The organism is Neobacillus sp. K501 (assembly GCF_053749995.1).
Map to the genome: position 1 here is coordinate 238,091 of NZ_JBSLYA010000008.1, position 22,610 is coordinate 260,700.

31 protein-coding genes, 1 tRNA gene and 1 pseudogene are annotated in these 22,610 nt (G+C 37.8%); 24 read left to right on the forward strand and 9 right to left on the reverse strand.

What is annotated here, in order from left to right:
• Positions 1-180 precede the first annotated feature (180 nt).
• From spxA to ACWM35_RS18555, 5 genes are all read left to right on the forward strand, one after another.
• Entirely contained in the window at positions 181-576 is a 396-nt protein-coding gene (gene spxA / locus ACWM35_RS18535) for a transcriptional regulator SpxA (RefSeq protein WP_454820331.1), read from the forward strand.
• Between the two features lie 21 nt (positions 577-597).
• Entirely contained in the window at positions 598-735 is a 138-nt protein-coding gene (locus ACWM35_RS18540; protein WP_454820332.1) for a BA3454 family stress response protein, read from the forward strand.
• An 84-nt stretch (positions 736-819) separates the two neighbouring features.
• Entirely contained in the window at positions 820-1,233 is a 414-nt protein-coding gene (locus ACWM35_RS18545; RefSeq protein WP_454820333.1) for an RrF2 family transcriptional regulator, read from the forward strand.
• A gap of 67 nt (positions 1,234-1,300) precedes the next feature.
• The gene (locus ACWM35_RS18550) at positions 1,301-1,621 is read left to right on the forward strand and encodes an IDEAL domain-containing protein (RefSeq protein ID WP_454820334.1); all 321 of its coding nucleotides are present in this window, start codon (positions 1,301-1,303) and stop codon (positions 1,619-1,621) included.
• Positions 1,622-1,688: 67 nt separating this feature from the next.
• Positions 1,689-2,501: a protein phosphatase 2C domain-containing protein gene (locus tag ACWM35_RS18555; protein ID WP_454820335.1), complete on the forward strand. Its 813-nt coding sequence runs from the start codon at positions 1,689-1,691 to the stop codon at positions 2,499-2,501.
• Between the two features lie 60 nt (positions 2,502-2,561).
• On the opposite strand, the gene ACWM35_RS18560 is transcribed toward ACWM35_RS18555, so the two are convergent.
• The gene (locus ACWM35_RS18560; protein ID WP_454820336.1) at positions 2,562-3,179 is read right to left on the reverse strand and encodes an NUDIX hydrolase; all 618 of its coding nucleotides are present in this window, start codon (positions 3,177-3,179) and stop codon (positions 2,562-2,564) included.
• 213 nt (positions 3,180-3,392) lie between these two features.
• On the opposite strand from ACWM35_RS18560, the gene ACWM35_RS18565 reads away from it, so the two are divergent.
• A complete protein-coding gene (locus ACWM35_RS18565) occupies positions 3,393-3,983 on the forward strand; it encodes a hypothetical protein (RefSeq protein WP_454820337.1) in 591 nt (196 codons plus the stop codon).
• A gap of 52 nt (positions 3,984-4,035) precedes the next feature.
• Here the strand turns inward: ACWM35_RS18565 and ACWM35_RS18570 are convergent, their stop codons facing one another.
• The 3 genes from ACWM35_RS18570 to ACWM35_RS18580 form a co-directional block, all read right to left on the reverse strand.
• Entirely contained in the window at positions 4,036-4,497 is a 462-nt protein-coding gene (locus ACWM35_RS18570) for a GreA/GreB family elongation factor (protein WP_454820338.1), read from the reverse strand.
• Between the two features lie 398 nt (positions 4,498-4,895).
• The gene (locus tag ACWM35_RS18575) at positions 4,896-5,201 is read right to left on the reverse strand and encodes a spore coat protein (protein WP_454820339.1); all 306 of its coding nucleotides are present in this window, start codon (positions 5,199-5,201) and stop codon (positions 4,896-4,898) included.
• Positions 5,194-5,403 (reverse strand): hypothetical protein, encoded by a 210-nt coding sequence (locus tag ACWM35_RS18580; RefSeq protein WP_454820340.1) that lies wholly within the window; start codon positions 5,401-5,403, stop codon positions 5,194-5,196. The genes ACWM35_RS18575 and ACWM35_RS18580 overlap by 8 nt, the downstream gene beginning before the upstream one ends.
• Positions 5,404-5,588: 185 nt before the next feature.
• Between ACWM35_RS18580 and ACWM35_RS18585 the strand changes: the two genes are divergently transcribed.
• The 5 genes from ACWM35_RS18585 to ACWM35_RS18605 all read left to right on the forward strand — a co-directional run bounded on the left by ACWM35_RS18585 (position 5,589) and on the right by ACWM35_RS18605 (position 9,363).
• On the forward strand, positions 5,589-5,765 hold the full coding sequence (locus ACWM35_RS18585; protein ID WP_454820376.1) for a spore coat protein: 177 nt from the start codon (positions 5,589-5,591) through the stop codon (positions 5,763-5,765).
• Between the two features lie 13 nt (positions 5,766-5,778).
• The gene (locus ACWM35_RS18590; RefSeq protein ID WP_454820341.1) at positions 5,779-6,141 is read left to right on the forward strand and encodes a spore coat protein; all 363 of its coding nucleotides are present in this window, start codon (positions 5,779-5,781) and stop codon (positions 6,139-6,141) included.
• A gap of 18 nt (positions 6,142-6,159) precedes the next feature.
• Complete coding sequence (locus ACWM35_RS18595) at positions 6,160-7,299, forward strand: zinc-dependent alcohol dehydrogenase (RefSeq protein ID WP_454820342.1); 1,140 nt, start codon at positions 6,160-6,162, stop codon at positions 7,297-7,299.
• Between the two features lie 568 nt (positions 7,300-7,867).
• Positions 7,868-8,533: a YjgB family protein gene (locus ACWM35_RS18600; protein ID WP_454820343.1), complete on the forward strand. Its 666-nt coding sequence runs from the start codon at positions 7,868-7,870 to the stop codon at positions 8,531-8,533.
• A 437-nt stretch (positions 8,534-8,970) separates the two neighbouring features.
• On the forward strand, positions 8,971-9,363 hold the full coding sequence (locus tag ACWM35_RS18605) for a hypothetical protein (protein ID WP_454820344.1): 393 nt from the start codon (positions 8,971-8,973) through the stop codon (positions 9,361-9,363).
• A 115-nt stretch (positions 9,364-9,478) separates the two neighbouring features.
• On the opposite strand, the gene ACWM35_RS18610 is transcribed toward ACWM35_RS18605, so the two are convergent.
• Positions 9,479-9,589: a YjcZ family sporulation protein gene (locus ACWM35_RS18610; RefSeq protein ID WP_454820345.1), complete on the reverse strand. Its 111-nt coding sequence runs from the start codon at positions 9,587-9,589 to the stop codon at positions 9,479-9,481.
• A 302-nt stretch (positions 9,590-9,891) separates the two neighbouring features.
• Here ACWM35_RS18610 and ACWM35_RS18615 point away from each other — a divergent pair, with 302 nt between their 5' ends.
• Entirely contained in the window at positions 9,892-10,269 is a 378-nt protein-coding gene (locus tag ACWM35_RS18615; protein ID WP_454820346.1) for a DUF5661 family protein, read from the forward strand.
• A gap of 70 nt (positions 10,270-10,339) precedes the next feature.
• Here the strand turns inward: ACWM35_RS18615 and ACWM35_RS18620 are convergent.
• Positions 10,340-10,423 (reverse strand) — tRNA-OTHER (locus ACWM35_RS18620).
• Between the two features lie 270 nt (positions 10,424-10,693).
• Between ACWM35_RS18620 and ACWM35_RS18625 the strand changes: the two genes are divergently transcribed.
• The 3 genes from ACWM35_RS18625 to hemG all read left to right on the forward strand — a co-directional run bounded on the left by ACWM35_RS18625 (position 10,694) and on the right by hemG (position 13,743).
• Entirely contained in the window at positions 10,694-11,092 is a 399-nt protein-coding gene (locus ACWM35_RS18625; RefSeq protein WP_454820347.1) for a DoxX family protein, read from the forward strand.
• 75 nt (positions 11,093-11,167) lie between these two features.
• Positions 11,168-12,145, forward strand: coding sequence for a ring-cleaving dioxygenase (locus ACWM35_RS18630; RefSeq protein WP_454820348.1), 978 nt, complete (start codon positions 11,168-11,170; stop codon positions 12,143-12,145).
• 203 nt (positions 12,146-12,348) lie between these two features.
• Positions 12,349-13,743, forward strand: a complete 1,395-nt coding sequence (gene hemG / locus ACWM35_RS18635) for a protoporphyrinogen oxidase (RefSeq protein ID WP_454820349.1) — start codon at positions 12,349-12,351, stop codon at positions 13,741-13,743.
• Positions 13,744-13,822: 79 nt separating this feature from the next.
• Here hemG and trmL read toward each other — a convergent pair whose 3' ends face one another.
• A complete protein-coding gene (trmL, locus tag ACWM35_RS18640) occupies positions 13,823-14,293 on the reverse strand; it encodes a tRNA (uridine(34)/cytosine(34)/5-carboxymethylaminomethyluridine(34)-2'-O)-methyltransferase TrmL (RefSeq protein ID WP_454820350.1) in 471 nt (156 codons plus the stop codon).
• Between the two features lie 216 nt (positions 14,294-14,509).
• On the opposite strand from trmL, the gene ACWM35_RS18645 reads away from it, so the two are divergent.
• From ACWM35_RS18645 to ACWM35_RS18675, 7 genes and pseudogenes are all read left to right on the forward strand, one after another.
• Positions 14,510-15,421, forward strand: coding sequence for a TIGR01777 family oxidoreductase (locus ACWM35_RS18645; protein WP_454820351.1), 912 nt, complete (start codon positions 14,510-14,512; stop codon positions 15,419-15,421).
• A gap of 140 nt (positions 15,422-15,561) precedes the next feature.
• Entirely contained in the window at positions 15,562-16,011 is a 450-nt protein-coding gene (locus ACWM35_RS18650; protein ID WP_454820352.1) for a GNAT family N-acetyltransferase, read from the forward strand.
• 158 nt (positions 16,012-16,169) lie between these two features.
• Positions 16,170-16,697: pseudogene (locus ACWM35_RS18655) on the forward strand (nucleotidyltransferase family protein).
• Between the two features lie 180 nt (positions 16,698-16,877).
• Entirely contained in the window at positions 16,878-17,486 is a 609-nt protein-coding gene (locus ACWM35_RS18660; protein ID WP_454820353.1) for a transglutaminase-like domain-containing protein, read from the forward strand.
• A gap of 108 nt (positions 17,487-17,594) precedes the next feature.
• Entirely contained in the window at positions 17,595-17,975 is a 381-nt protein-coding gene (locus tag ACWM35_RS18665) for a RidA family protein (protein ID WP_454820354.1), read from the forward strand.
• A gap of 3 nt (positions 17,976-17,978) precedes the next feature.
• Positions 17,979-18,875 carry an RCC1 domain-containing protein gene (locus ACWM35_RS18670; RefSeq protein ID WP_454820355.1) on the forward strand — a complete coding sequence of 299 codons (897 nt, stop codon included), beginning with the start codon at positions 17,979-17,981 and terminating at the stop codon, positions 18,873-18,875.
• A gap of 58 nt (positions 18,876-18,933) precedes the next feature.
• Positions 18,934-19,350: a DUF1284 domain-containing protein gene (locus tag ACWM35_RS18675; RefSeq protein WP_454820356.1), complete on the forward strand. Its 417-nt coding sequence runs from the start codon at positions 18,934-18,936 to the stop codon at positions 19,348-19,350.
• A gap of 15 nt (positions 19,351-19,365) precedes the next feature.
• Here the strand turns inward: ACWM35_RS18675 and ACWM35_RS18680 are convergent, their stop codons facing one another.
• Entirely contained in the window at positions 19,366-20,025 is a 660-nt protein-coding gene (locus ACWM35_RS18680; protein ID WP_454820357.1) for a TerC family protein, read from the reverse strand.
• A gap of 209 nt (positions 20,026-20,234) precedes the next feature.
• On the opposite strand from ACWM35_RS18680, the gene ACWM35_RS18685 reads away from it, so the two are divergent.
• Entirely contained in the window at positions 20,235-21,026 is a 792-nt protein-coding gene (locus ACWM35_RS18685; protein WP_454820358.1) for a phosphotransferase, read from the forward strand.
• Positions 21,027-21,221: 195 nt separating this feature from the next.
• On the opposite strand, the gene ACWM35_RS18690 is transcribed toward ACWM35_RS18685, so the two are convergent.
• Positions 21,222-21,416 carry a hypothetical protein gene (locus tag ACWM35_RS18690; protein ID WP_454820359.1) on the reverse strand — a complete coding sequence of 65 codons (195 nt, stop codon included), beginning with the start codon at positions 21,414-21,416 and terminating at the stop codon, positions 21,222-21,224.
• Between the two features lie 184 nt (positions 21,417-21,600).
• Between ACWM35_RS18690 and ACWM35_RS18695 the strand changes: the two genes are divergently transcribed.
• Entirely contained in the window at positions 21,601-22,392 is a 792-nt protein-coding gene (locus ACWM35_RS18695) for an enoyl-CoA hydratase/isomerase family protein (protein ID WP_454820360.1), read from the forward strand.
• Positions 22,393-22,610: the final 218 nt, after the last annotated feature.

Below are 22,610 nucleotides of genomic sequence, written 5' to 3' on the forward strand. Positions count from 1 at the left end.
TTTTTTATTAAAATGTTATTGTTTAGTGATGAAAATGGGTTTTTAAAAAGGGAGTTGACTTTTTCAACTGTAAAGATTAAAGTTACAGTATAAATAGATCGATTTATTTTTTGTTCTAACTGTAATTTTTCTTATTACATTTAAATAAGCATATGTTAGTAAAAAAGGGAGTGTATAAGTATGGTAACTCTTTATACAACAGCAAGCTGTGGTTCTTGTCGTAAAGCAAAGGCTTGGATGGAGGATCACCAAATTGAATATACGGAAAGAAATATTGTAACGGAACCCTTAACTGTGGATGAGATTAAATCTATTCTTCGGTTAACCGAAGAGGGGACAGACGAGATTATTTCAACAAAGTCTAAAGTTTTCCAGGAATTGAATGTAAACCTTGATTCTCTTCCACTAAAGGAATTATATCAATTAATCATTGATAACCCGAAAATATTGAAACGACCTATCATCCAGGACGAAAAAAGATTGCAGGTCGGCTATAATGACGATGAAATTCGCAGTTTTATACCTCGTAAGCTGCGGACCTTCGTTAACGTTGAGTGGCAAAATGAGGCGAATTAATGATGAAAGGAGAAGGGAATTATGGTTGAAGTCTTCGTAACGGTCCATTTAAACGGTCGTAATTATCAAACCAATGTGATAGCCAACAAAGAGCTATCTTGCGAAAAAATAAAACGCATCGCCGAAGAACAGGTGATAAAACAATGGGGCGCTTATTAAATTGTTGTAATTAATCTGTAAAATTTGTGATTACAGTATAAAATATGATATAAAAATAGTATCTCATTTCTTAGGAGGCAGGTCATGAACAGTGATTTTACACTTGCCATTCATAGTTTGACACTACTGGCTCTGAAGCCTGACCGGATGTCCACGAGTGATTATATTGCCGAAAGCGCATGTGTACACCCTGTACGTATTCGGAAAGTGTTAAGTTTGTTAAAAAAGCATGGCTTTATTAAATCAAAAGAGGGTATTGGCGGAGGCTTTATTTTTGCGAAGGAACTAGATGAGGTAAATCTCTGGGATATTTATCAGATTACTTCAGAAGGTGCGCTACAGCCTAAGTGTCCTGATTCCAATGAACAGTGCATTGTCGGTGCCAATATGCAAGGTGTCCTGTTTACCATTTTTTTAGGCGCGGAAGAACACCTAGGTGAATATTTAAAGAATTATAGTATCAAAGAAGTGGTTGACCTCATCAATCAAAATAAGTAATGTGGCTAGGGCTGCCTACTTCTCTGGTTAAAATGTAATAAAAATAATTACAGTTAAGAGCAGGTGAATGAGAATGTTGAAAATTAGCGATTGGGTTAAGGGTACATCAAGTAATGGGGAACTAATCATCGGATATATTGAATTGCTGAGTCAGATAGAGGGAGTCGTTAAGGTTTATGTCGTGACGAGTGACAACCAAGAAATCATTGGCAAAACCGTCCCATTATTAAGCAAACAGGTTAAGGTTATTCCTCCTGCAAATGTTGTGAATAAGGAACAAATTCTATTCCTAATTGATTTGGCGTTATCAACCGGTGATGAGGAATGGTTTCATGAGCTTTCTAGCAAATTGAATTCGATGCGACAGCTCGTGAATGAAGCGATTTAAGATATAGGAATAGCAAGTTTTTTCAATCATATAATGAGCTTATCTTGATAAAGAGGGTGGAGAACCTATGAAGCTCGAGTCATATTTACGTACTGCCCCCCATAAAAGTGTCAGCGAAGATGCGATTGTAATAAATGAAAAAATTAATGTGTATGGGGTTTTTGATGGGGCTACACCATTGGTTCCCTTCACAGATGAAAACGGTAGGAACGGGGCCTATCTAGCTTCCAATCTCTTTAGAGATTATTTCTTCAGACTCTACCGAAGTAATCTTTCATTGGTGGAAGGAATCACCGCTGCGAATCGTATGTTGAAAGAGCTGATGGAAACTTACCAGGTAAACCAGGAGAAATATGAAGAACTCTGGTCAACCTGTGCGGCCATTGTCAAGTTTGAAAAAGATGGAATGATTTCATATGCCCAGCTTGGAGATTGTATGATCATTGCTGAGTTTCAAAATGGCATGATTAAAGCTTTAACAGAGGATACCGTAAAAGGAATTAGTAACAAGGCAAAGCTTTGGCGTGGGGAACAAAGGAAAAACGGGGTTAACCTGCCAGAAGAGGAGTATTTTCAATCGATTCCGCGGCAGTTAATCTTTAATCGTTCCTTGGCGAATAAACCAAATGGTTATTCCGTTGCGAATGGTAAGGAGGAAGTGGTCCATTTCATTCAGTATGGTCATGAAAAGGTTAGCGAAATCAAAACGCTATTAATGATTTCAGATGGGCTTTTTCACCCCCATGACTCCATCGAAGAAACATTTAAAAAGATTAAAAAAATGGGAATCGATCGCTATGCCATCGAATTAGAGAATTTTGAGAAAGAGAATCAACTTCGTCATGATGATAAGTCGGGGATCTTAATTCAATTTATGTAAAGGATAGAAGACCAAGATGTATTTGTGTATTTTCAAATACATCTCGGTCTTCGCCTCATTTTAATCTAAATGTACCATCTCATCTGGATTCTTTAAGTATTGAAACATCTTTTCAATTTGTGATTTTGTATTCCGTGCGGTTGATAGCGGAGGCAGGTAATTTTCTGCAAAAAACTGAACGTCACTAGTTTCAATTCCTTTAGTGGCGTGACCGCCAATGATTTGACAATGAATAAATAGTTTATATACATGGTAAGGGGAAGGAGGATGCGGATGTTTTTTATAATCGGTTACCGCCAATAGCTTAATGGCTTGCACATCAAAACCTGATTCTTCTTTCACCTCTTTCACTGCTACTTCACTGGGAGATAGTCCAATATCAGCCCAGCCTCCTGGCAATGCCCATTTCCCATCGTTCTTCTCTCGGACCATAAGAATCTGTCCATTGTGAAAGATAACGGCTCGGATGTCGACCTTTGGGGTGGCATAACCGTTTTCATTGGCAAACAACTCTTTGATTACCTCTGATTCCACTTCAGTATGGTGGTTCAAAATGTCCACACTAATCTTTCTTATTTGTTCAAATCGCTCTAAGTCAAAAACATCTTTTGAATAGGTCAGTCCCGCTTGTGCAATAGCCTGAAGCTGCTTCGCCCAATCCAGCCATTTTGGTTCCACTACAATCACCCCCAGCTTGTCTTATCTTCCTTTATAGTAACATATATATTAATGCTGCCATCTTTTGGTACAACTTCTAGACGATTTTTTTAATAAACGAAACCATTTCACATTTGGTTCGTATGGATAAATAGGTGAAGTTTAAGCCTTTCCAACCTAAATTGTTGAATGATGACCAATGGCAGTGGTGGGATCATAAAAAGGATGATGAGATTGAAGATTTTAATGAATGTGATATTTTTAATAATTATGTTGTATGAGAGTTATCGATTTGGTCAACTTATGATAAAAATGAAACAAAAGCATCTTCTCCCTACAACGAATGAGGAATTGGTAAGTATTCGAAAATATCCTCAGGAACCAGTAGAAATACCGACGTTTTCAAAACAAAAATTTGGAATCAGTGTGTATGGTCTAATGCTCCTATTTTTCATAGTTATGCTGATAATAGCGGCATTGAATAAAAATTTGGATTGGCATTTTTACTTGTTGTTTTTGCTTCCTTTTACCTATTCACAAAACCTTTTAAACGTATTTGCAATCGTAGATGATGGATTGTTAAATGGTAGTCGTTTTGTCGCTTGGGACAAAATAAAATCATTTTCTTTTGTCCAGATTGATACCAATCATAAATTTTATGGATATGACAAAGAGGTTAATAACGGGTATGAATTAAAAATGAAAACAAAATTCATTCCAATAAGCTGTATTATCACATCCGATAGAATGAAGGAAAAAATAACGAAAGTCCTGTGTGAACATGGAATCGTAAATATAGAAGAGTTGAAAAATGAAAAAAAATAAAGCACCATCTCGACGGAAGAGAATGGTGCTTAGTTTTATTATTAAATTGTTTTCAACCAATATTCCTATTTTCAACTAAGAGGTGCCCGCCAAAGGAGATGTCTTTAATCGTGATCACCGTTTCGCCAGTTGGAATTTTTAAGGGTAATGTCTCACCCAGCTTTTTTAGTAGCAGCTGCCTTCCTACGGGTGATAGGAAGGAAATATAACCGCTATCCGGGTCGGAATGTTCAGGGAAACAGATGATATAATCCTCGGTTTCTTGATCCTCGTTATACAAAACGGTAACTTTGGTGCCAATCAATACTTTTGGAAAAGAGGAAATAGACCCCTTGCGCTGATTTTCTTGAATCAGATCCTCTACTTCTAATGAATACAAACTGAAAAAGTTCTTTAATCGTTCTAGAGCCGGTGTCGAAGATAGATAAAGATTCGTAAACTCCTTTATGTTTTCGTCTAGGTAAAACAACTGCTGGACAAAAAAATCATGAGGCTGCATCAAACTATGGTTCATAGTAGATAACCCCCAAGCTTGGATTAAACCGTTTGCAAAACTTTAATACTTTTTTCACATTAAATTCCTCCTTATAAAAAAATAATCCTCCAATACAAAAACCAGAAACCCATGTGAGAACGGGAATCTGTATTCTTGCGCAATAAAGGGAAGCCTTTATCCGTTGGAAGATATTAGTACCATCATACCATATCTATACAAAAATGTCCTGAATATCCATCTGGTTAATGAGTCATAAAAATAAATAAGTGACTTGTAAGAACGGCGTTGACGTGAAAAAAATATGGAATGGACAGGGGTAACCCTTTTTCTGGTGGGGACGGTTGGTATGAAAAGAAAGAAGAAATAAAAAAGGAGGATAGGATATAATCCAAATCTCCCTTTTAAATGCTTTATAATTACTGCATTTTTTGAGCTAAGTTTAACGCAGTATCCGTAATTAGCAAATCCGCCTGTAATTGCTCCTTTAAATCATTAGGATGATAAATTCCATTTGCCATCATAAAATTCGTAATTTCATCATGGGTTTTAACGGCATTTTTTAATTCCTCACGCAGGGCTGCTCTTACTTCAGGAGTGGCCGTTTCCGTTAACGCAAACGCTAAATTCCGAATCCCCGCTTTTGTTGAGATTAAAAAATCAGTGGCGATTACTTTATCCGTCATGCCACCCATACCCATGATGTTTTTTAATAAGTCATTCACGGCTGTGACCCCTATCTGTGATGAATTCCTTTAAACGAGTAACAAACGTTGTTCCCGAGGTTACATCGTTTAAAAGAATCGCTTTTAGTGCTGGATCTTGAACAAGACCACTCATCATAACGGCTTTTGTTAAACAAAGATTTTTAAAGGTTAAAAGCTCATGAACCTCAAGTGTTTCATGAAGAGCCATATGTTTCGTCATCCTGCAACCTCCTCTTTATGTATATCATGACTTATACTTCAATCAAAAATAATAGGTAATTTAAAACAAATCTGGGAACGATTTTTGGAATGGCATTCAAAGGGAGAAGAAAGATAATATTAGAATTTGTTTAAAAGGAGTGGGGGAAATTGGTTCAGCCAACTGAATTAGCCTACCATGAAACAATGGATATGCACGAAATGTTAAACTTCAAAACCGTTTGTTTAATGAAAGCGAAATTGATGCAGGGAATTTGTTTTGATAATGATTTAAAGAAACTCATGCAAAAAGATGTCCAACAATCCGTAACAGCGATTCAAGAATTAAAAGCCCTATATGAGGGTGCCAGGACGCATTTTTAGTGAGGTGAATGGAATGAATGAAGATTATTTAGATCCAAAGTATGCAGAAGGAATGCCAAAGATGGCGGATTCTGCTTTCGCAACGGATTTTTTATTATCGATTAAAACGGGGATTCGCTACTATTCCGTTACTTTAACAGAAACAGCCAGCCCAAAAGTGAGGGAGACCCTTTATAACCAAATGGAGGCAGCCATTGACCTATACGAAGAAACAACCGCATTAATGCTAGAAAAAGGGTGGCTTTATCCTCATGACCTCGGAAAACAGGTAGAGTTAGACATTAAATCTGCGGATATGGCCCTCGCAATAGCCGATATGGAACTTTTCCCAATCGATACGGACAGACGTGGTACATTTGCCACTCCATTTAAATAAAGCTAAAGGAGTCTTAAGATGAAAGCCGTTACCTATCAAGGAATAAAAGACGTCGCTGTAAAAGAAGTTCCAGACTCAAAAATCGAAAAAGCGGATGATATTATCGTTAAAATTACCACTTCCGCTATTTGCGGTTCTGATTTGCATCTTATCCATGGGATGATCCCGAACATGCCGGAAAATTTTATCATCGGCCATGAACCAATGGGGATAGTAGAAGAGGTGGGTCCTGAAGTAACAAGTGTGAAAAAAGGAGACCGAGTGATCGTTCCCTTTAATATTAGCTGCGGCCGCTGCTGGTATTGTGAGCAAGGTTATACGAGCCAATGTGATGAGGCCAATCCACATGGGGATATGGGGGCCTATTTCGGATATTCGGAGACAACGGGCGGATACGCTGGGGGACAAGCAGAGTTTTTACGAGTCCCTTATGGTAACGCGACCCCATTTCGTCTTCCCGAGGATTGTGAAGTGGAGGATGAGCAGTTAGTCTTGCTATCAGATGCGGCTTCGACTGCTTATTGGAGCATTGAAAATGCTGGGGTGAAAGCCGGAGATACGGTTATCATTCTCGGGTGTGGGCCAGTCGGCTTACTATCCCAAAAATTCGCTTTGTTAAAAGGAGCGAAGCGTGTCATTGCCGTAGACTATATCGACTATCGTTTGCAACATGCGAAAAAGACCAACAATGTTGAAATCGTCAATTTTGAATCTCAGCAAAATGTGGGCGAATATTTAAAAGAAATCACACAAGGCGGGGCAGATGTGGTGGTCGACTGTGTCGGAATGGACGGCAAAATGACTCCGCTTGAATTTTTGGCATCAGGCTTAAAGCTTCATGGTGGAGCAATGGGTGCGATCGTAATGGCTGCTCAGGCGGTACGTAAATGCGGAACCATTCAACTAACCGGGATATATGGAATGAGATACAATGCCTTTCCTTTAGGTGATATATTTCAGCGGAATGTTCAATTAAAAATGGGGCAAGCCCATGTCATTCCGATTATTCCAAAACTCTATAAAATGGTCTCAGAAGGTCAAGTCGATCTTTCGGATGTCGTGACTCATAAATTACCGTTAGCGGAAGCCAAGAAGGGCTATGAGCTCTTTGATACGAAAACGGATAACTGTATCAAAGTGGTACTAAAACCACATTAGATAAAATAATCCATCTCGAATACGAACTGATGAAAAAGTGGATGTAGCCATACGGCAGGTCTCATCGCATTTCAGCTCGGATGCTATATGCATAAAACCAAAATGGTGGAAATGGCTTCGGTTAACTACCTTTTCATACAAAGAACCATACCAACTCTTAAAACGAGAATGGTATGTTTTTTTTTGCGCTTTAAAATATTACTTTGTAATTTCCTTATCCTAATTATTCAATTTCTTTTAATATTGTGGACTTATAGAGACAGAGGTGTTTTGTTTTTCAATAGAGAATTCCTATTCGTTGATCAACAATACCACCTAAAAATAAAGGAGATGTTGAGGAAAAAACAATATGTTTAAAGATAAAACGTGAGCTATCAACAAGAATTCCATTGCACTGTGTTGAATGGTAGTATTATTTGTCTTGACACAGAAAAAGAATTTTTATTCGAGTAAGGGGAATGATGAAAATGGTGTAACTTTATAGCTTCTATTTTCGTTTAATTTTATGAGTTAACATTTATTAAGATGATGATAACTCACCACATATCAAAGGAAAAGGGGTAAAGAATTGAAAAACTTATTGAAGTTAGCCATCATTCCCTTTCTATTTATTCTTTTATTCGGATGCACAAAGGATAAGGATCATCAACAATCTGCACCACCACCAACTAATTCAACTTCAACGAACTCTGAATCTGATTCGCAATCAAATGGAAGCTCCAATAACAGTGACTGGACGTCAGAACAGTCAGAGGAAGATACGAGTGAAGGAACAACAGATAACCCAAGTCAACCTGAAAATAGCCAACAAGTAAATTTAATTCAGGAAACCGTGGAATTAGCTAAAAAGGGGACAGTTAAAAACAGTATTTTCCCACTAGAAAGCACTACATTTGACGAAATTACAGCTAAGTGGGGGGAACCTAATCAACTGGATTACGTTGCTGGTAATCGATATGCGACTTATTCGAACCGCGGGTTTGTTTTTGGGATTAATAAAGGAGAACAGATTTTTGATATTCGCTCCTATGCAAAAGAACTCCAGCAACTTACGTTTGATAATATTAAAAATGAACTAGGTGCACCAGACGATATTCGTAATAGTAATGGCGATACCATTTGGATCTACAATGTCAGTGATAGATACCAATTAAAGTTCGTCGGCTCCAAAGCAACGATCGACCATATCTCGGTCATTTACCCTGCAGGTGCCAAGAATAATATGGCTGGGTAAATTCTCGCCTTCAAAGCGGAAAAAGATCAATAAATTGGCTCTTTTATAACTGAATGTTGATTTTATTGTGTTTGAAAAATAAACGTAAAAATTTCCTCTAAATGGGGAAAGACCCATATTTCCTTCATAATAAGGGAAGTTTTTCCGCCTAAATGCTCTAAATCCTTGGATTTTTGCTTATTTAGCCAATATTAGCGAATAATCTACGCTTATATTGGCTACTTGGGCTTCCTTTATATGCATTAACGGAAAATTGTTCTCTTATGAATTCTAATACTTGAGGTAAGACTCTTCTTTAACCAACAGGTGTAACATCGACGAAAAGTACTCCATTACTCTTAGATTGAAATAACTCCATACATATTCCGTACATTTGTCCACACCCTGTGATAACTCCTTTCATAATTTATCGTAAAGAAATAATGGGGGGAGAGTTATTGGAAGAAAATGATAAAAAACCTGAACAAAAGGGAGAACTGGATCGATTCTCCAAATTAATGTTTAGGAGAAGTAGGCAGAGTGAATTTTTTGAAAAGGAAGAAGATGAATCACAAGATAAGCCTGAACAAAAGTACAGTTTACATTTCAATAACAAAACGAATGGGTTCGATGATTGGTTTTTGGGGAATAGGAAAAGAACATATGAAAAGAAAACTTACAGCAAACTAAACCAAATAGAAGAGACGCTGAAAAATGTCGATTTTGAATTGCTCATGGAAACGGTCGATATGTTTATAACAACAGCTAAACAATATAAACCTTTAATAAATGAGATCCGTCCATTCTTTAATCGATTCTTAAAGAACTTCAAATCTAATGCTGATGAGTAGTAGTAAAAATTAAGTCTTTACTTTGTTAATCATTCAAAAAGAAAATAGAAGCGTCCGTTGACGCTTCTTTACACTATAGAACTATTGTGGTTTGCCCTTTCATTCGATTATTAGGTTAGTATCCACTCCAGAAACTTGCACCAACAATAATTAATAGAATGAATAGAACAACAATTAAAGCGAAGTTAAAACGAGATCCGCCTTCGTATCCGCCTTGGCATGACATAGAATATCACCACCTCTTAAGGATTCCCTATATTATATGGAATGATGGAAAAACTGAAATGGACAAGCATGGAATTTTAAATAGAAAATCTATCATCAATTTTTGTTGGTTGGGAATATAGGAAGACAATCCATAACGAACCGACAGCTTCAGTTTTAAAAGGGATGCGAAAGGCAGCACCTTTATCTTTTTGAACGATCATGGAGGGTTAGTTTCATACTAACGGTGAACTTTGAGGTGACAAGCTCCTAAAAATGATTCTAACGTATACTGTTGGTAAATCTTATAAGGAGAGATGCGTTTTGTTCTATTATCATAATCCGTATTTAGACCACTTTATGGGTATGCAATATCAGTATCCAAGTACCGGAAGTTTAAACTGGAATAGAAATCATCGCCTTGTAGCGAGGGCTAAAAGCTTTTCTAAAGAGGAAGCTGCAGCTATCGCCTTACTTTTAGGTATTGATTTTAATAAAAGTAAATTTGGTTTAGAGGAGTTTTGGATGGGAGTAAATACAGAACTTGAACATGGAAAAATATCCAGCCAAACGAATGTTACGGGCGACGACCCTTTCATTACGGGGAAAATTGCATGGGCTCATCTTAATGAGTTCCCTGATTATTATAAAAGATTAAAGGTTCTTGAGGAAGAAGCAAAAGCATATTGGAAAAATAGATGATCGAAACCCAATTGTAAGATCTGAATTATGATTTTTTACGTGGGGATTTAATAATAGGAGAGGAATAAATAGGGCTAGGTGGGACTTGAACCCACAAAAAGCATAAATCATAACGCCGATATGATCTAGCTGCTCTCCTTTGAGCTACTAGCCCTATTAATAGTGTGTGTGGGATATAAGCTTTTATACATAAAAAATAAATGATTTTACATTTATCCAAAACGAGACGGAGGTAAGTAATTATTTTGTAATATGGTTATTGACAAACATGAAAATAAGGATTATTATTATCTCAGATTCAAGATAATTGAATCCAAGATTCCGATTGAGGAATACAAACAAAAAAATATTGAGTAAAGGATTACCTTATATTTTTTTAACAAATATCTCGAAATCGAGATAAAATAATGAGGAGGAATTATTAATGTTAAATATCGGTTTGTTAATCATTCGTTTGGTTATAGGTTTACTATTTGTTGGTCACGGTGCTCAAAAATTGTTTGGTTGGTTTGGAGGTTATGGCTTAAAGGGAACTGGAGGGTGGTTTGAATCCATTGGGATGAAGCCAGGCGTAACGATGGCTCTCTTTGCAGGATTAGCTGAACTCATTGGAGGAATTTTGTTCACATTAGGACTTTTAACTCCACTTGCATCAATTATGATTGCAGGAACCATGCTAATGGCGATTGTTAAGGTGCATGCAGCAAACGGTTTATGGTCAACAGCAAATGGATATGAATATAACCTTACTTTGATTGCCGTTGCCATTGGCATTGCTTTAATTGGTCCAGGACAATATGCGTTAGATAGTCTATTTTTCTAAAATACTTCATTTTGAAATAGTATAACAGGATGTCAAGCTTACGTTTAAATCATAATATTCTAGGAGGAAAAGTAAATGAACCATCTAAAAGGTGTCCACCACGTAACAGCTATTACAAGTAGTGCAGAAAAGAACTATGATTTTTTCACCAATGTTTTAGGAATGCGTTTAGTGAAAAAAACGGTCAATCAAGATGATATTCAAACCTATCATTTATTCTTTGCGGATGATAAAGGCAGTGCAGGCACAGATATGACATTCTTTGACTTCCCGGGCATTCCGAAAGGAGTCCACGGTACAAACGAGATTTCTAAGACCTCTTTCCGTGTACCAAGTGATGCAGCATTGGATTATTGGGTCAATCGTTTTGATCGTTTAGCAGTTAATCATACAGGAATTAAAGAGCAATTTGGCAAGAAAACTCTCTCATTCGTTGATTTTGATGATCAACAATATCAATTGATATCAGATGAATTCAATAAAGGCGTGGAATCTGGTACACCATGGCAAAAGGGTCCAATCCCATTGGAATATGCCATTACCGGTTTAGGTCCAGTCTTTGTTCGGATTGCAGACTTTGATTACTTTAAAGAAATGCTAGAAAAAGTTCTATTATTTAAAGAAACGTCGGCTGATGGATCATTCCATCTATTTGAAGTAGGGGAAGGCGGCAATGGTGCTTCTGTAATTGTAGAATACAATCCGATTCTACCACAAGCTCGACAAGGTTATGGCACCGTCCACCATGCTGCATTCCGCGTAGAGGATCGTTCTGTTTTGAATGAATGGATCGAGCGATTGAGCAGTTTTGGATTCTCGACATCCGGTTATGTCAATCGTCACTTTTTTGAGTCTTTATACTCAAGAGTTGCGCCACAAATATTGTTTGAGTTTGCGACAGATGGACCTGGCTTTATGGGGGATGAACCTTACGAAACCCTTGGGGAAAAATTATCTTTACCTCCATTCTTAGAGCCGAAACGTGATCAAATAGAAAAATTAGTACGCCCTATTGATACAGTGAGAAGTACAAAGGAATATATCAAAGAATAGTATCCACTTCATCCGATCGTTCGGTTCTCGATAACATAAAAGTTAATGATCGTATGACCCCTCACATTAAGAGGGGTTTTTTTGTATCGGATTATGCTTTTATTAGAATCACCATGTATCTTAACGGAATCTAGATTTCAATGAAATGTATTATTTTTGATATACTATACAGGATGATGGAATGGAAATTGAGGTGTAAAGGATTGAAGAATGTTGTCATTATTGGCGGGGGGATTACGGGATTATCGACCGCCTATTACATTCAAAAGGCGTTACAGGAACAAAACAAACAAGCAAAAATCATCCTTGTGGAAGCCGAGGATCACTTGGGTGGTAAAATCCTAACGCGTTACGACGGGGAGTTTATTATGGAGACGGGAGCGGACTCCCTTGTTCGCAGGAAGATGGCTGATATTCGTTCCTTGCTTGAAGAGTTGGGAATTCAGGATGAGGTTGTGTACAATGCGACCGGAACCTCATTTATATATACTGATGGTCGACTAAAGCCGATTCCGAAGGATACGATCTTCGGAATTCCATTAAGCATCGAAGCTCTAGTAAAGAGCGAATTAGTGTCAGCTGAGGGCAAGGTGGAGGCGCTAAAGGATTTTTACACGAAGAACGAATCTTTTACGAAACAGGACTCCATCGGAGATTTTCTAGAGACTTTCTTGGGTAAAGAGCTGGTGGAAAAGCAGATTGAACCGGTGTTGTCTGGTGTGTATTCTGGAAAACTGAAGGATCTAACGATTGCATCCACGCTTCCGTATCTTCTGGATTATAAGAATGAAGCTGGAAGTATTCTGAAAGGTCTGATGGAGAATCGTGAAAAATACAAATCCCCGGATGACCGCAAGTTTCTCTCGTTCAAGAAGGGGGTAGCGACCCTTGTAGCTGGAATGGAAAAGCATTTAACGGATATAGAGATATATAGGGGAGTAAAGGCGGAAACACTGGAGAGCAGGAACGGCCGCTATCGTGTTACCTTATCTGATGGAAGAGAACTAGAAGCAGAACACATCGTTCTAAGTGTGTTATCGACTGCAGCACAACGTTTACTTGACTCGGATGATTTAAATAAGGAGTTCGATCAACTGAAGAACAGCTCTCTCATTAGTGTCTATCTAGGCTTCAACATTCAGGACGAAGAGCTGCCAATGGACGGTACGGGTTTTATTAGCACAAAGGACAGTGACCTGTTTTGTGACGCTTGCACATGGACAAGCCGAAAATGGGAGCACACTTCCAGTCAAAGGCAACTGCTGGTGCGATTGTTCTATAAAAGCAGTTCAAAACACTACACAACCCTTCAGGCATTGTCAGAAGATGAGTTGTTAACGGTCGCTTTATCTGACCTGGAAAAAAGTCTAGGGTTTCCTTTAAGGGACAAGTTACTTACTCATGAAGTAACCAAGTGGCATGAATCAATGCCGAATTACGATATCAAGCATCCGGGTATTATAAAATCATTAGAGAATAAGATGGCCGAAAACTACCCGGGGATTATTCTGGCAGGCTGCTCGTATTACGGTGTAGGACTGGTGGATTGCATCGTCAATGGAGAACGGACGGCAAAGGCGATTGCCAATAACTTGTAATTTCAGACGAAAAAATTCCGCTTAATTTTCGTAATATTGATTTATACGAATAAAAAAATCTTCCAGTGCGGAAGATTTTTTATTTTAGATTGGGATATCCTTGTTGGCGCAGAGCCTCGTATATTAATATTGCCGCTGTATTTGATAGGTTCAGGGATCGGACATGATCATTCATGGGAATTCTCAGGAAGTGATCTTTATTTTTCTCAAGTAAATCTTTTGGTAAGCCCGTTGTTTCTTTTCCAAACATAAAATAGTGGTCGGTTGATGCATCACTGAAATCAAAACCTGAATGAGGTTTTTCACCAAATGTCTCAATATAGTAAAACTGACCTTGATTCTTTGAAAAAAAATCCTCTAATGAGTCATAATACATAACTTTCACATGGTGCCAAAAATCGATACCAGCTTGTTTTAACATTTTTTCATCTGTTGAAAAGCCAAGCGGTCGGATTAAATGCAAGACTGTTTCGGTTGCGGCACAAGTAAGGGCAATATTTCCGGTGTTAGCTGGTATTTCTGGTTGATATAGTACAACATGTATGGCCAAGGAGGTCACCTCTAATTCTATTTTACCTCCAAATTATAGCATAACGATTGCGAAGATTTGTACTTTTGCTTTCGATTAGCGTTTCATTTAAGAAGGAATCACCCCTTGTATTGTGGAACATATTTGATAAGCGGTGAAGTATAAGTATTTAATATTTTCATTTTATATTCGGAGTCAAATTAGAAAGAATAATGATTTTTCGAAAGGGGTGCTTTGGTGAAAATAGTGATCGCTGGTGGTTCCGGATTTATCGGGAAGAATTTAACTGCCTTGTTGGTGGAGGAAGGGCATGAAGTCGTTATTCTAACAAGGAAGGGGAAAATTTCAACTAATGGAGTATCGTATGTAGAATGGCTTAATGAAGGGTCCATTCCGGAAAAAGGGTTAGAAAATACAGATGCATTCATTAATTTAGCAGGTGTTTCTATTAATGATGGTAGATGGACGTTGAAACATCAAAAACAAATCTATACTAGTCGAATGACGGCGACGGAGGAGCTACTTAGGATCGTTGAAGCATTGCCTAAAAAACCTTCTATTTTTATCAATGCTAGTGCCATTGGCATTTACCCTGTATCCTTAGATGCTATCTATACAGAAGAGTCAACAGACATTGGTAATGACTTTTTGGGATGGACGGTTTTTGATTGGGAAAATAAAGCGAAACAAGTGGAAAAATACGGGATCCGTACTGCCTTTATGAGATTTGGAGTAATTCTTGGATCTGATGGTGGAGCACTTCCTCTCATGACGTTGCCATATAAACTATTCGTGGGTGGGACAGTTGGTTCAGGGGAACAGTGGGTGTCATGGGTTCACGTGATCGATGTTGTCAGAGCTATATCTTTTGTTTTGAAACAGGATCATTTAGATGGACCTATAAATGTTACCTCTCCTTCGCCTTTAAGAATGAGGGAATTCGGAAAAACCATTGGTTCAGTATTAAACCGTCCACATTGGCTTCCAGTTCCTTCTTTTGCTATGAAATTAATACTTGGACAAAAAAGTAAACTTGTTCTGGAAGGTCAAAAAGTTTTACCGAAAGTGTTAATGGAAGAAGGGTTTGAATATTTATTTCCACAACTGGATTTAGCATTAGAAGACATATTAAAAAAGGTAGGTAATTAGTGCTTGTAAATCCAGCTGCAAATGCATGTTGTTGGGGAAAAAATGAGATGTAGTATAATTGGAATAGTTTAATATTGTATATTAATAGTATTAGTGGACTGTATAAAGTAGAGCTTAGTTCTATAAGGAGTTGTATGTAGTTGAAATTTCGAAAAGCAAGTATCGGGGATATTGAAAAATTAGTTGAATTAAGAAAAAGGCAATTAGTGGATGAGGGGATCGAACCTAATAAAGATATTGATACGGAGCTAGCCGTTTTCTTTAAAAATAAACTTAGCGATGGTACGTTAATACAATGGTTAGTGGAGGATGATAAAGAAATAATTGCATGTGGTGCAGTAATTTTTTATGATTTTCCGCCTAGTTATACCAATAGAACCGGAAAAAAAGCTTATATCGCAAATATGTATACGAATAAAAATTATCGTGGACAAGGAATCGCAACCAAGCTGTTAACTAAATTAGTAGATGAAGTTAAGATTTCCGGTGTTTCAAAAGTATGGCTTGGTGCATCAAAAATGGGTAGACCCGTGTATAAGAAGTTTGGTTTTATAGAAACGGATGAGTTTTTAGAATTACATATCAATTAGCCATTGGGAGATGTGTATCTAAAATTAACAATCATCCTTACCCTATATTCCTCAAAACGATATGAAGAAGGTAAAGAGCGAATTAGTGAATTTTAAGGAGTAATTTTAAAGTGTTAAATGAAGAAAAAATCATTGAGCTTATTTCAGAAGATATATGGATGATGAGTATACTAAAAGCAGCAAAATCACTAAATTTGCCTGATTGGTGGATATGTGCTGGATTTGTTCGCTAAAAAATCTGGGACACCTTACATAAGTTCAAAGAAAGAACGCTAATTCCTGACATTGATGTTATTTATTTTGATCCTACCAATTTAGATGAAAAAGTGGAAAAAAAGTATGAGGAAATGCTAAACATTATCAAGCCTAACATACCTTGGTCTGTAAAGAATGAAGCAAGAATGCACATGAAAAGCAATATGCCTCCTTATACTTCTTCTGTTGATGCTATTTCCAAATTTCCGGAAACAGCGACGGCTTTAGGTGTAAAATTAGATGAAAATGAAAATGTAATTATAACGGCCCCTTGTGGAATTAGTGATGTTATCCATCTTAAAGTGAAGCCAACTCCATATTTTATACATTCGAAGGAACGTGCAGTCATTTATGAGGACCGCTTGGCACATAAGAAATGGAAAGCAACTTGGCCTAATCTAAAAATGTATCAAATCAATGATTTTCGATGATGCGTGCATTAACAATCTGATTGAATTCATGATCTTTACTTTACATCTCGCAAAGTTTCACCATCAATTAATTTATTTGAAAGGGTTCTTAATCGAAAGAAAAGGTCGTAGAGCGATCTTTTTTTCTTATAGCGTGAACGATCAGGCTTGTTGATGCAGTTTGTAAAGGGGAGAAGGGTTTTGAATTTATTGTATGAGTCGAAAGACCTTGATGATTATTTGCTCGAATTAAATGAAGTTAATTATTCTAATCCAAATATAAAGAAGAAAGCAGAAGAACTCTTCCATACATCACAAACAGAAATTGAAAAAGCAAAAATTGCATTTGAATTTGTTCGTGATGAAATTTCTCATTCTTGGGATATTCAATCCAAGCGAGTTACTTGTCATGCTTCGGATGTATTAGACTTTAAAGAGGGAATTTGCTATGCAAAATCACACCTATTAGCCGCTTTATTGCGTTCACAGGGAATACCAACAGGTTTTTGTTATCAAAGATTGATGTTATTTGATACTCCAGAAAAAGGGTATTGTATTCACGCTTTAAATGCTATCTTCCTTAAATCACTTAATAAATGGATTAGGGTTGATGCCCGTGGAAATAAAGAGGGAATTGATGCTCGATTTTCAATTGAAGATGAAAAATTAGCTTTTCCCATTAATGAAGAACTTGATGAAAAGGATTATCCAGTTATTTATGTTAAGCCTCATCCCAAAATTCTCGCTGTTTTAAAAGAAAATACAAATGTATTGGAAATGTATAAACATCACTTGCCAGACAGTTTATAGCTGTTTCATGAACGAATACAAGAGTTGAAGCTCATGCTATTCCGGTAGCCGCTCTACCTTTTCGTCAATTATCTATTACATTCTTACTATCTAAAGGAGGCGTTTTTTTTGTCAAGAAAGGCATATAGTGCATCTGGCGCTGTTTCTGTTGGTCCATACTCACATGCAATTGAGGCAGGAGATTTAATCTTTTTATCAGGGCAAACCCCAGTAGATTCACAGACTGGAAAGCTTGTAGAAGGTGACATTTACGAACAGACAAATCAATGTTTTAAAAATCTTTTCAGCGTATTGGAAGCAGCAGGTTTAACTCCTGATCATGTTGAAAAAGTGAATGTATTCTTAACAGATATGAATCATTTCTCAGCCATGAATGAAGTTTATGCCAAACAATTTTCTCAGCCATATCCTGCTCGTACAACGATAGGTGTGTTATCTCTACCACTTGGTGCGCAAGTTGAAATAGAGATGATTGCTAGAAAGAGGTAAAACATGGATTACATTTCACCGAAGGATACAGCATTAATGGTGAAACGGTGGCCAAGGGATACCATAGCTGCGGGTCGTCGTCATACGGTTGGTCTTAGAACTGATGGTAAGGTGACAGCTCTGGGTGATAATAAATATGGCCAATGCGATGTAAGCAGCTGGCGCGATATTGTGGCGGTCGCGGCTGGTAATGTTCATATGGCAACGAATACGGGGAATGCTCATACAATCGGTCTCAAGTCGGATGGTACTGTGGTGGCTGTGGGTTGGAATAAACATGATCAATGCAATGTAAACGACTGGAGCAATATTGTATCGGTTGCGGCGGGCTGGTGTCGTACCATTGGGCTTAAATCGGATGGTTCGGTGGTTGCTGTGGGCCGAAATAATGAAGGTGAATGCGATGTAAGTAGCTGGGATAATATTGTGGCAGTCACGGCAGGTGATTGGCATACTATTGGTCTTAAATTAGATGGAACTGTGCGGGCTGTGGGCAATAATCGGTATCGCCAGTGCGATGTTGACGATTGGTTCGATATCGTTGCGGTTGCGGCGGGTTATCTCCATTCTGTTGGGCTTAAATCGGATGGCACGTCGGTGGCAGTGGGTCAAAATAAATTAGGTCAATGTGATATAAGCAGTTGGCGGGATATTGTGGCGATAGCAGTGGGTAGTAAACATACCATTGGCCTTAAATCGGATGGTACTGTGGTGGCAGTGGGCTGGAATGGGCATGGTCAATGCAATGTAAGTGAATGGTGTGATATTGTAGCGGTTGCGGCGGGATGTGCTCACACCATCGGCCTTAAATCGGACGGCACGATGGTTGCTGTGGGTGATAATGAATATGGCCAATGCGATATAAGCAGCTGGCACGACGTACAACTGCCAGTTAAATAGAATTTGGATAGAAAAGATATAGATCTTTTAAAAGTTGAAGAAAGGGAGAGTTGAGGAGATGTTTAAGCTACGAGGTCATCATCTATTTTGCCTACTTGGCTATAGGGGAATGGGGTATTCTGATGAATACGTGGAAAATATGACACAATTACATCAATCCTTAAGAAACAATCCCAATACGTTAATTGAAATTGTAATGGGACCTGATCAGTTGTGTGAAAAATACCCCAACACAGGTAAATACCATTGCCAAGATGATGGTATCTATCAAAGAGATGCGGCCATTTTAGAGAAAATGGGGCTTAAGATCGGACAAGTTTTGACATGGGAGGAAATTGAATCATGTATTCGAAAGTTTGTCGTTCCTGCTGATATTCAAATTATTTGTGAATCTTGTTCCTGGCGCTCCTATGGAGTTTGTGAGGAAGGGATCCGAGAGGTTCAAGAAGGGAAGGGCTTGAGGGAAGTGAAATAAGCCTTTCCCATTTGGTTAAGCCCTTTTTACATTTTTTCTAGTAAGAAAATAGCCGAAACCAATCACTAAAATCGTAAGAGTCAAAGGAATTAATAAATGAAAATCCTGAGGGAGCCTCGGTTCTAATCTTGGTTCAGCGGCAATCATTTCCCCAGCGGTCCAAGCCAAGATTCCTGCACCTGCATACGAAATAATAGGAAACTTTATCATTGCTTTTAAGATTAACTGGCTGCCGAAAACAACGATCGGAATACTGACGATAACTCCTATAACAATTCCGAATAAATTCCCTTTCACAGCCCCTGCGATAGCTAGTACATTATCGAGGGACATGATCGCATCAGCTATGATGATTGTTTTCACAGCGGTAATGAAACTCGCACCGCCTTCCCTTTGAATTTCCTCGTCTTCCCCAATTAATAGTTTAATGGCAATATACACGAGCAGAAGACCACCTATCAAAGTTACAAAGGGTAAGCCTAGTAAGTAACCAATGGCTACTGCAAAAAGTAAACGTAAAATAATCGCTCCGAATGTTCCCCAAAAAATCACATTCTTTTGTTGTTTTTTTGGAACATTCCGTGAAGCCATCGCGATCACAACCGCATTATCTCCACTTAGAACCACATTGATAATAATAACTTTCAAGAGTACTGCAAAAGATAAGCCCATCATTTCCAAACTATTCACCTCTATAATCCATTAGGTAAATCATTATATTAATTAGAGGTGAAAAAAAGACCCGATTTTCTAGATTAAGGCTACAGGGTTAACTTAGATTCTGTGGGTACAATATGCTGAAACTAAACACTTTTATAAAGATGATTGAATAACAAACTAGCATTAAGAGAGTCATATAAGGAAATCTGAAGGGGGGATATTAGGTGGCAAACCATGAAAAAGAGGAAATCCTAACAGGAGGGAATGTTTCTAACGTTTATCGTTTAGGTGATACTGTGCGACGAGTATTAAAGCCAGACAGTAGCAAAATTCACCATTTATTAGAGTATTTGGAGAATAAAGGTTTTAGTTACGCACCAAAATTTTTAGGAATTGATGAAAAAGGAAGAGAGATATTGTCGTTTATTGAAGGAGAGGCTGGTAATGATCCTTTAAAAGAATATATGTGGTCAGATGATGTTTTGGCAGAAATAGCAAAAATACTCCGCCTCTATCATGATGCTGTATGTGATTTTCCATTATCAGATGAATGGAAACCGATAGATAATACGCCAAACAATGTAGAGGTATTATGTCATAATGACTTCGCTAGATATAATATTATTTTTAACAATAAAAGACCCGTAGGTATTATTGATTTTGATGTTGCTGGACCTGGTCCAAGAATTTGGGACATTGCTTATACTTTATATACGTGTGTCCCCTTAAGTAGATTTTATTTATCTGAAAAAGGTGAAAAAGTTTATTATCATTCCTTACAGCACGCTAACCGTATAAACCAAAGAGTAAGGTTGTTTTTTGAATCTTACGGTGAGGAAATAGAAGAAAGTTACTTGGAAATGGTATTATTACGATTAGAAGGTTTATGTAAGACAATAACAAGAAAGGCAAGTGAAGGTGACATTGCTTTTCAAAAGATGATCGATGAAGGGCATCTTGAACATTATCAAAAAGATATGAAATTTATACGTAGACATGGAGAAGAATGGATTTAAGGTAGGATTTGTTGAATTAAAGGGTGCAAAAGTCCAAATAGAAAAAAAGTATCAAAATTATCGAAGGGGTCACATATAGAGAGGGAGAAAGGGAACGAGTTTATTCGTTCCTTTGTTATTTAAATAGATTGTATTTTTCTTACAAGAATTAGGTTCTTCAGCAAAAAATCCTAAAAATGAGTTCTACTCATATTATCATGATTTCATTTTCCACTGCAGCATTGGATTTTCTTGATTTTCATTCAATGGTATTTGGGTCATCTTAAGACTACGATCAACTTTTACCTTCTTTAATTCTTCATATATAAATTTGAATTTCACTAATCCAACTTCATCAGCATCCTTAACTGACTGACAATAAAACACCTCTTCAATACCAACAAAAGACATGGTTCTTTCATCTGTGCTTCCACAATTGCTTTCCGTGCCAGGAACATGTCATATTGTTGTTGTATTGGTGACAAGGTAATGAGTAGAGTGTTATATTAAAAATAGTCTGAATAGTCAATTTAAAATAGTGGAGCCAGGGAAAGAACAGAACCAATTTCAAAACCAGATGATGGAGGGGAATTAAATGATGGAACATATTCTTGTCGAAACGAAAGCTGGGGTTCGTACACTAACACTAAACAGGCCCGAGCGCCTGAATGCCGTAAATGATACCCTTAGTAATGAGATTATCCAAGCCATTTCAGAGGCTTCTGCTGATGATGAAGTCCGTGTCATTGTCATCACCGGGAATGGTAGAGGATTTTGTGCAGGACTTGATTTAACTGATTATGCAAAGAGAAATCCAAACGCACAGTCTCGTCATCAAAAATTAGATGAATTAGGTTGGGTGGGGCGTCAAGCGTTGGGGATCGTTCATTGTGATAAGCCTGTTATTGCTGCCATTAATGGGATTGCCGCTGGTGCAGGACTGGCGCTGGCTCTAGCTTGCGACATCCGCTTCATGTCAGTGGATGCTAGAGTAACAGCTGGATACATTCGCCGTGGTCTCAGCCCTGATGCGGGAATGAGTTATTTCTTACCGCGGTTGGTTGGACAGGCAAAGGCTGCAGAACTGATCTTAACGGGCAGGGACATATATCCTGAGGAAGCCGAACGAATTGGCTTGGTGAACCGAATATTCCCGCATGAAGAATTACAGGAACAGGTGATGAATTTTGCGAGAGAGTTAGCAGCAGGACCTCCGGTAGCGATGACGCTTTCTAAAAGATTGCTTGCTGCAAGCCCTGACACGGATCTGACAACGATACTAAGACAAGAGTACGCTTTTATTAAGCAATGTTTTGGAACCAAAGATGTTCAAGAAGGGGTTCAAGCTTTTGCTGAGAAAAGAAAGCCTGTGTTCCGAGGGGAATAGGTAAACACAACGAAAGGGGCTCCAATGCCTTTAGCTTTTTAAATAATACTTTCTTTCACACTGCTCGTGAGAAAAGCCGGTCTTCCCAAAATGATATGCTCCCAATAAAGTAGACAGATGAAATAATAAAAAATCTGTTTACTCTATTGGGGGTTTTTTCTATGGCGAAAAGTGCCTATACTGCACTGGAAAAATATGATCTGATTATTTCTTTTCAG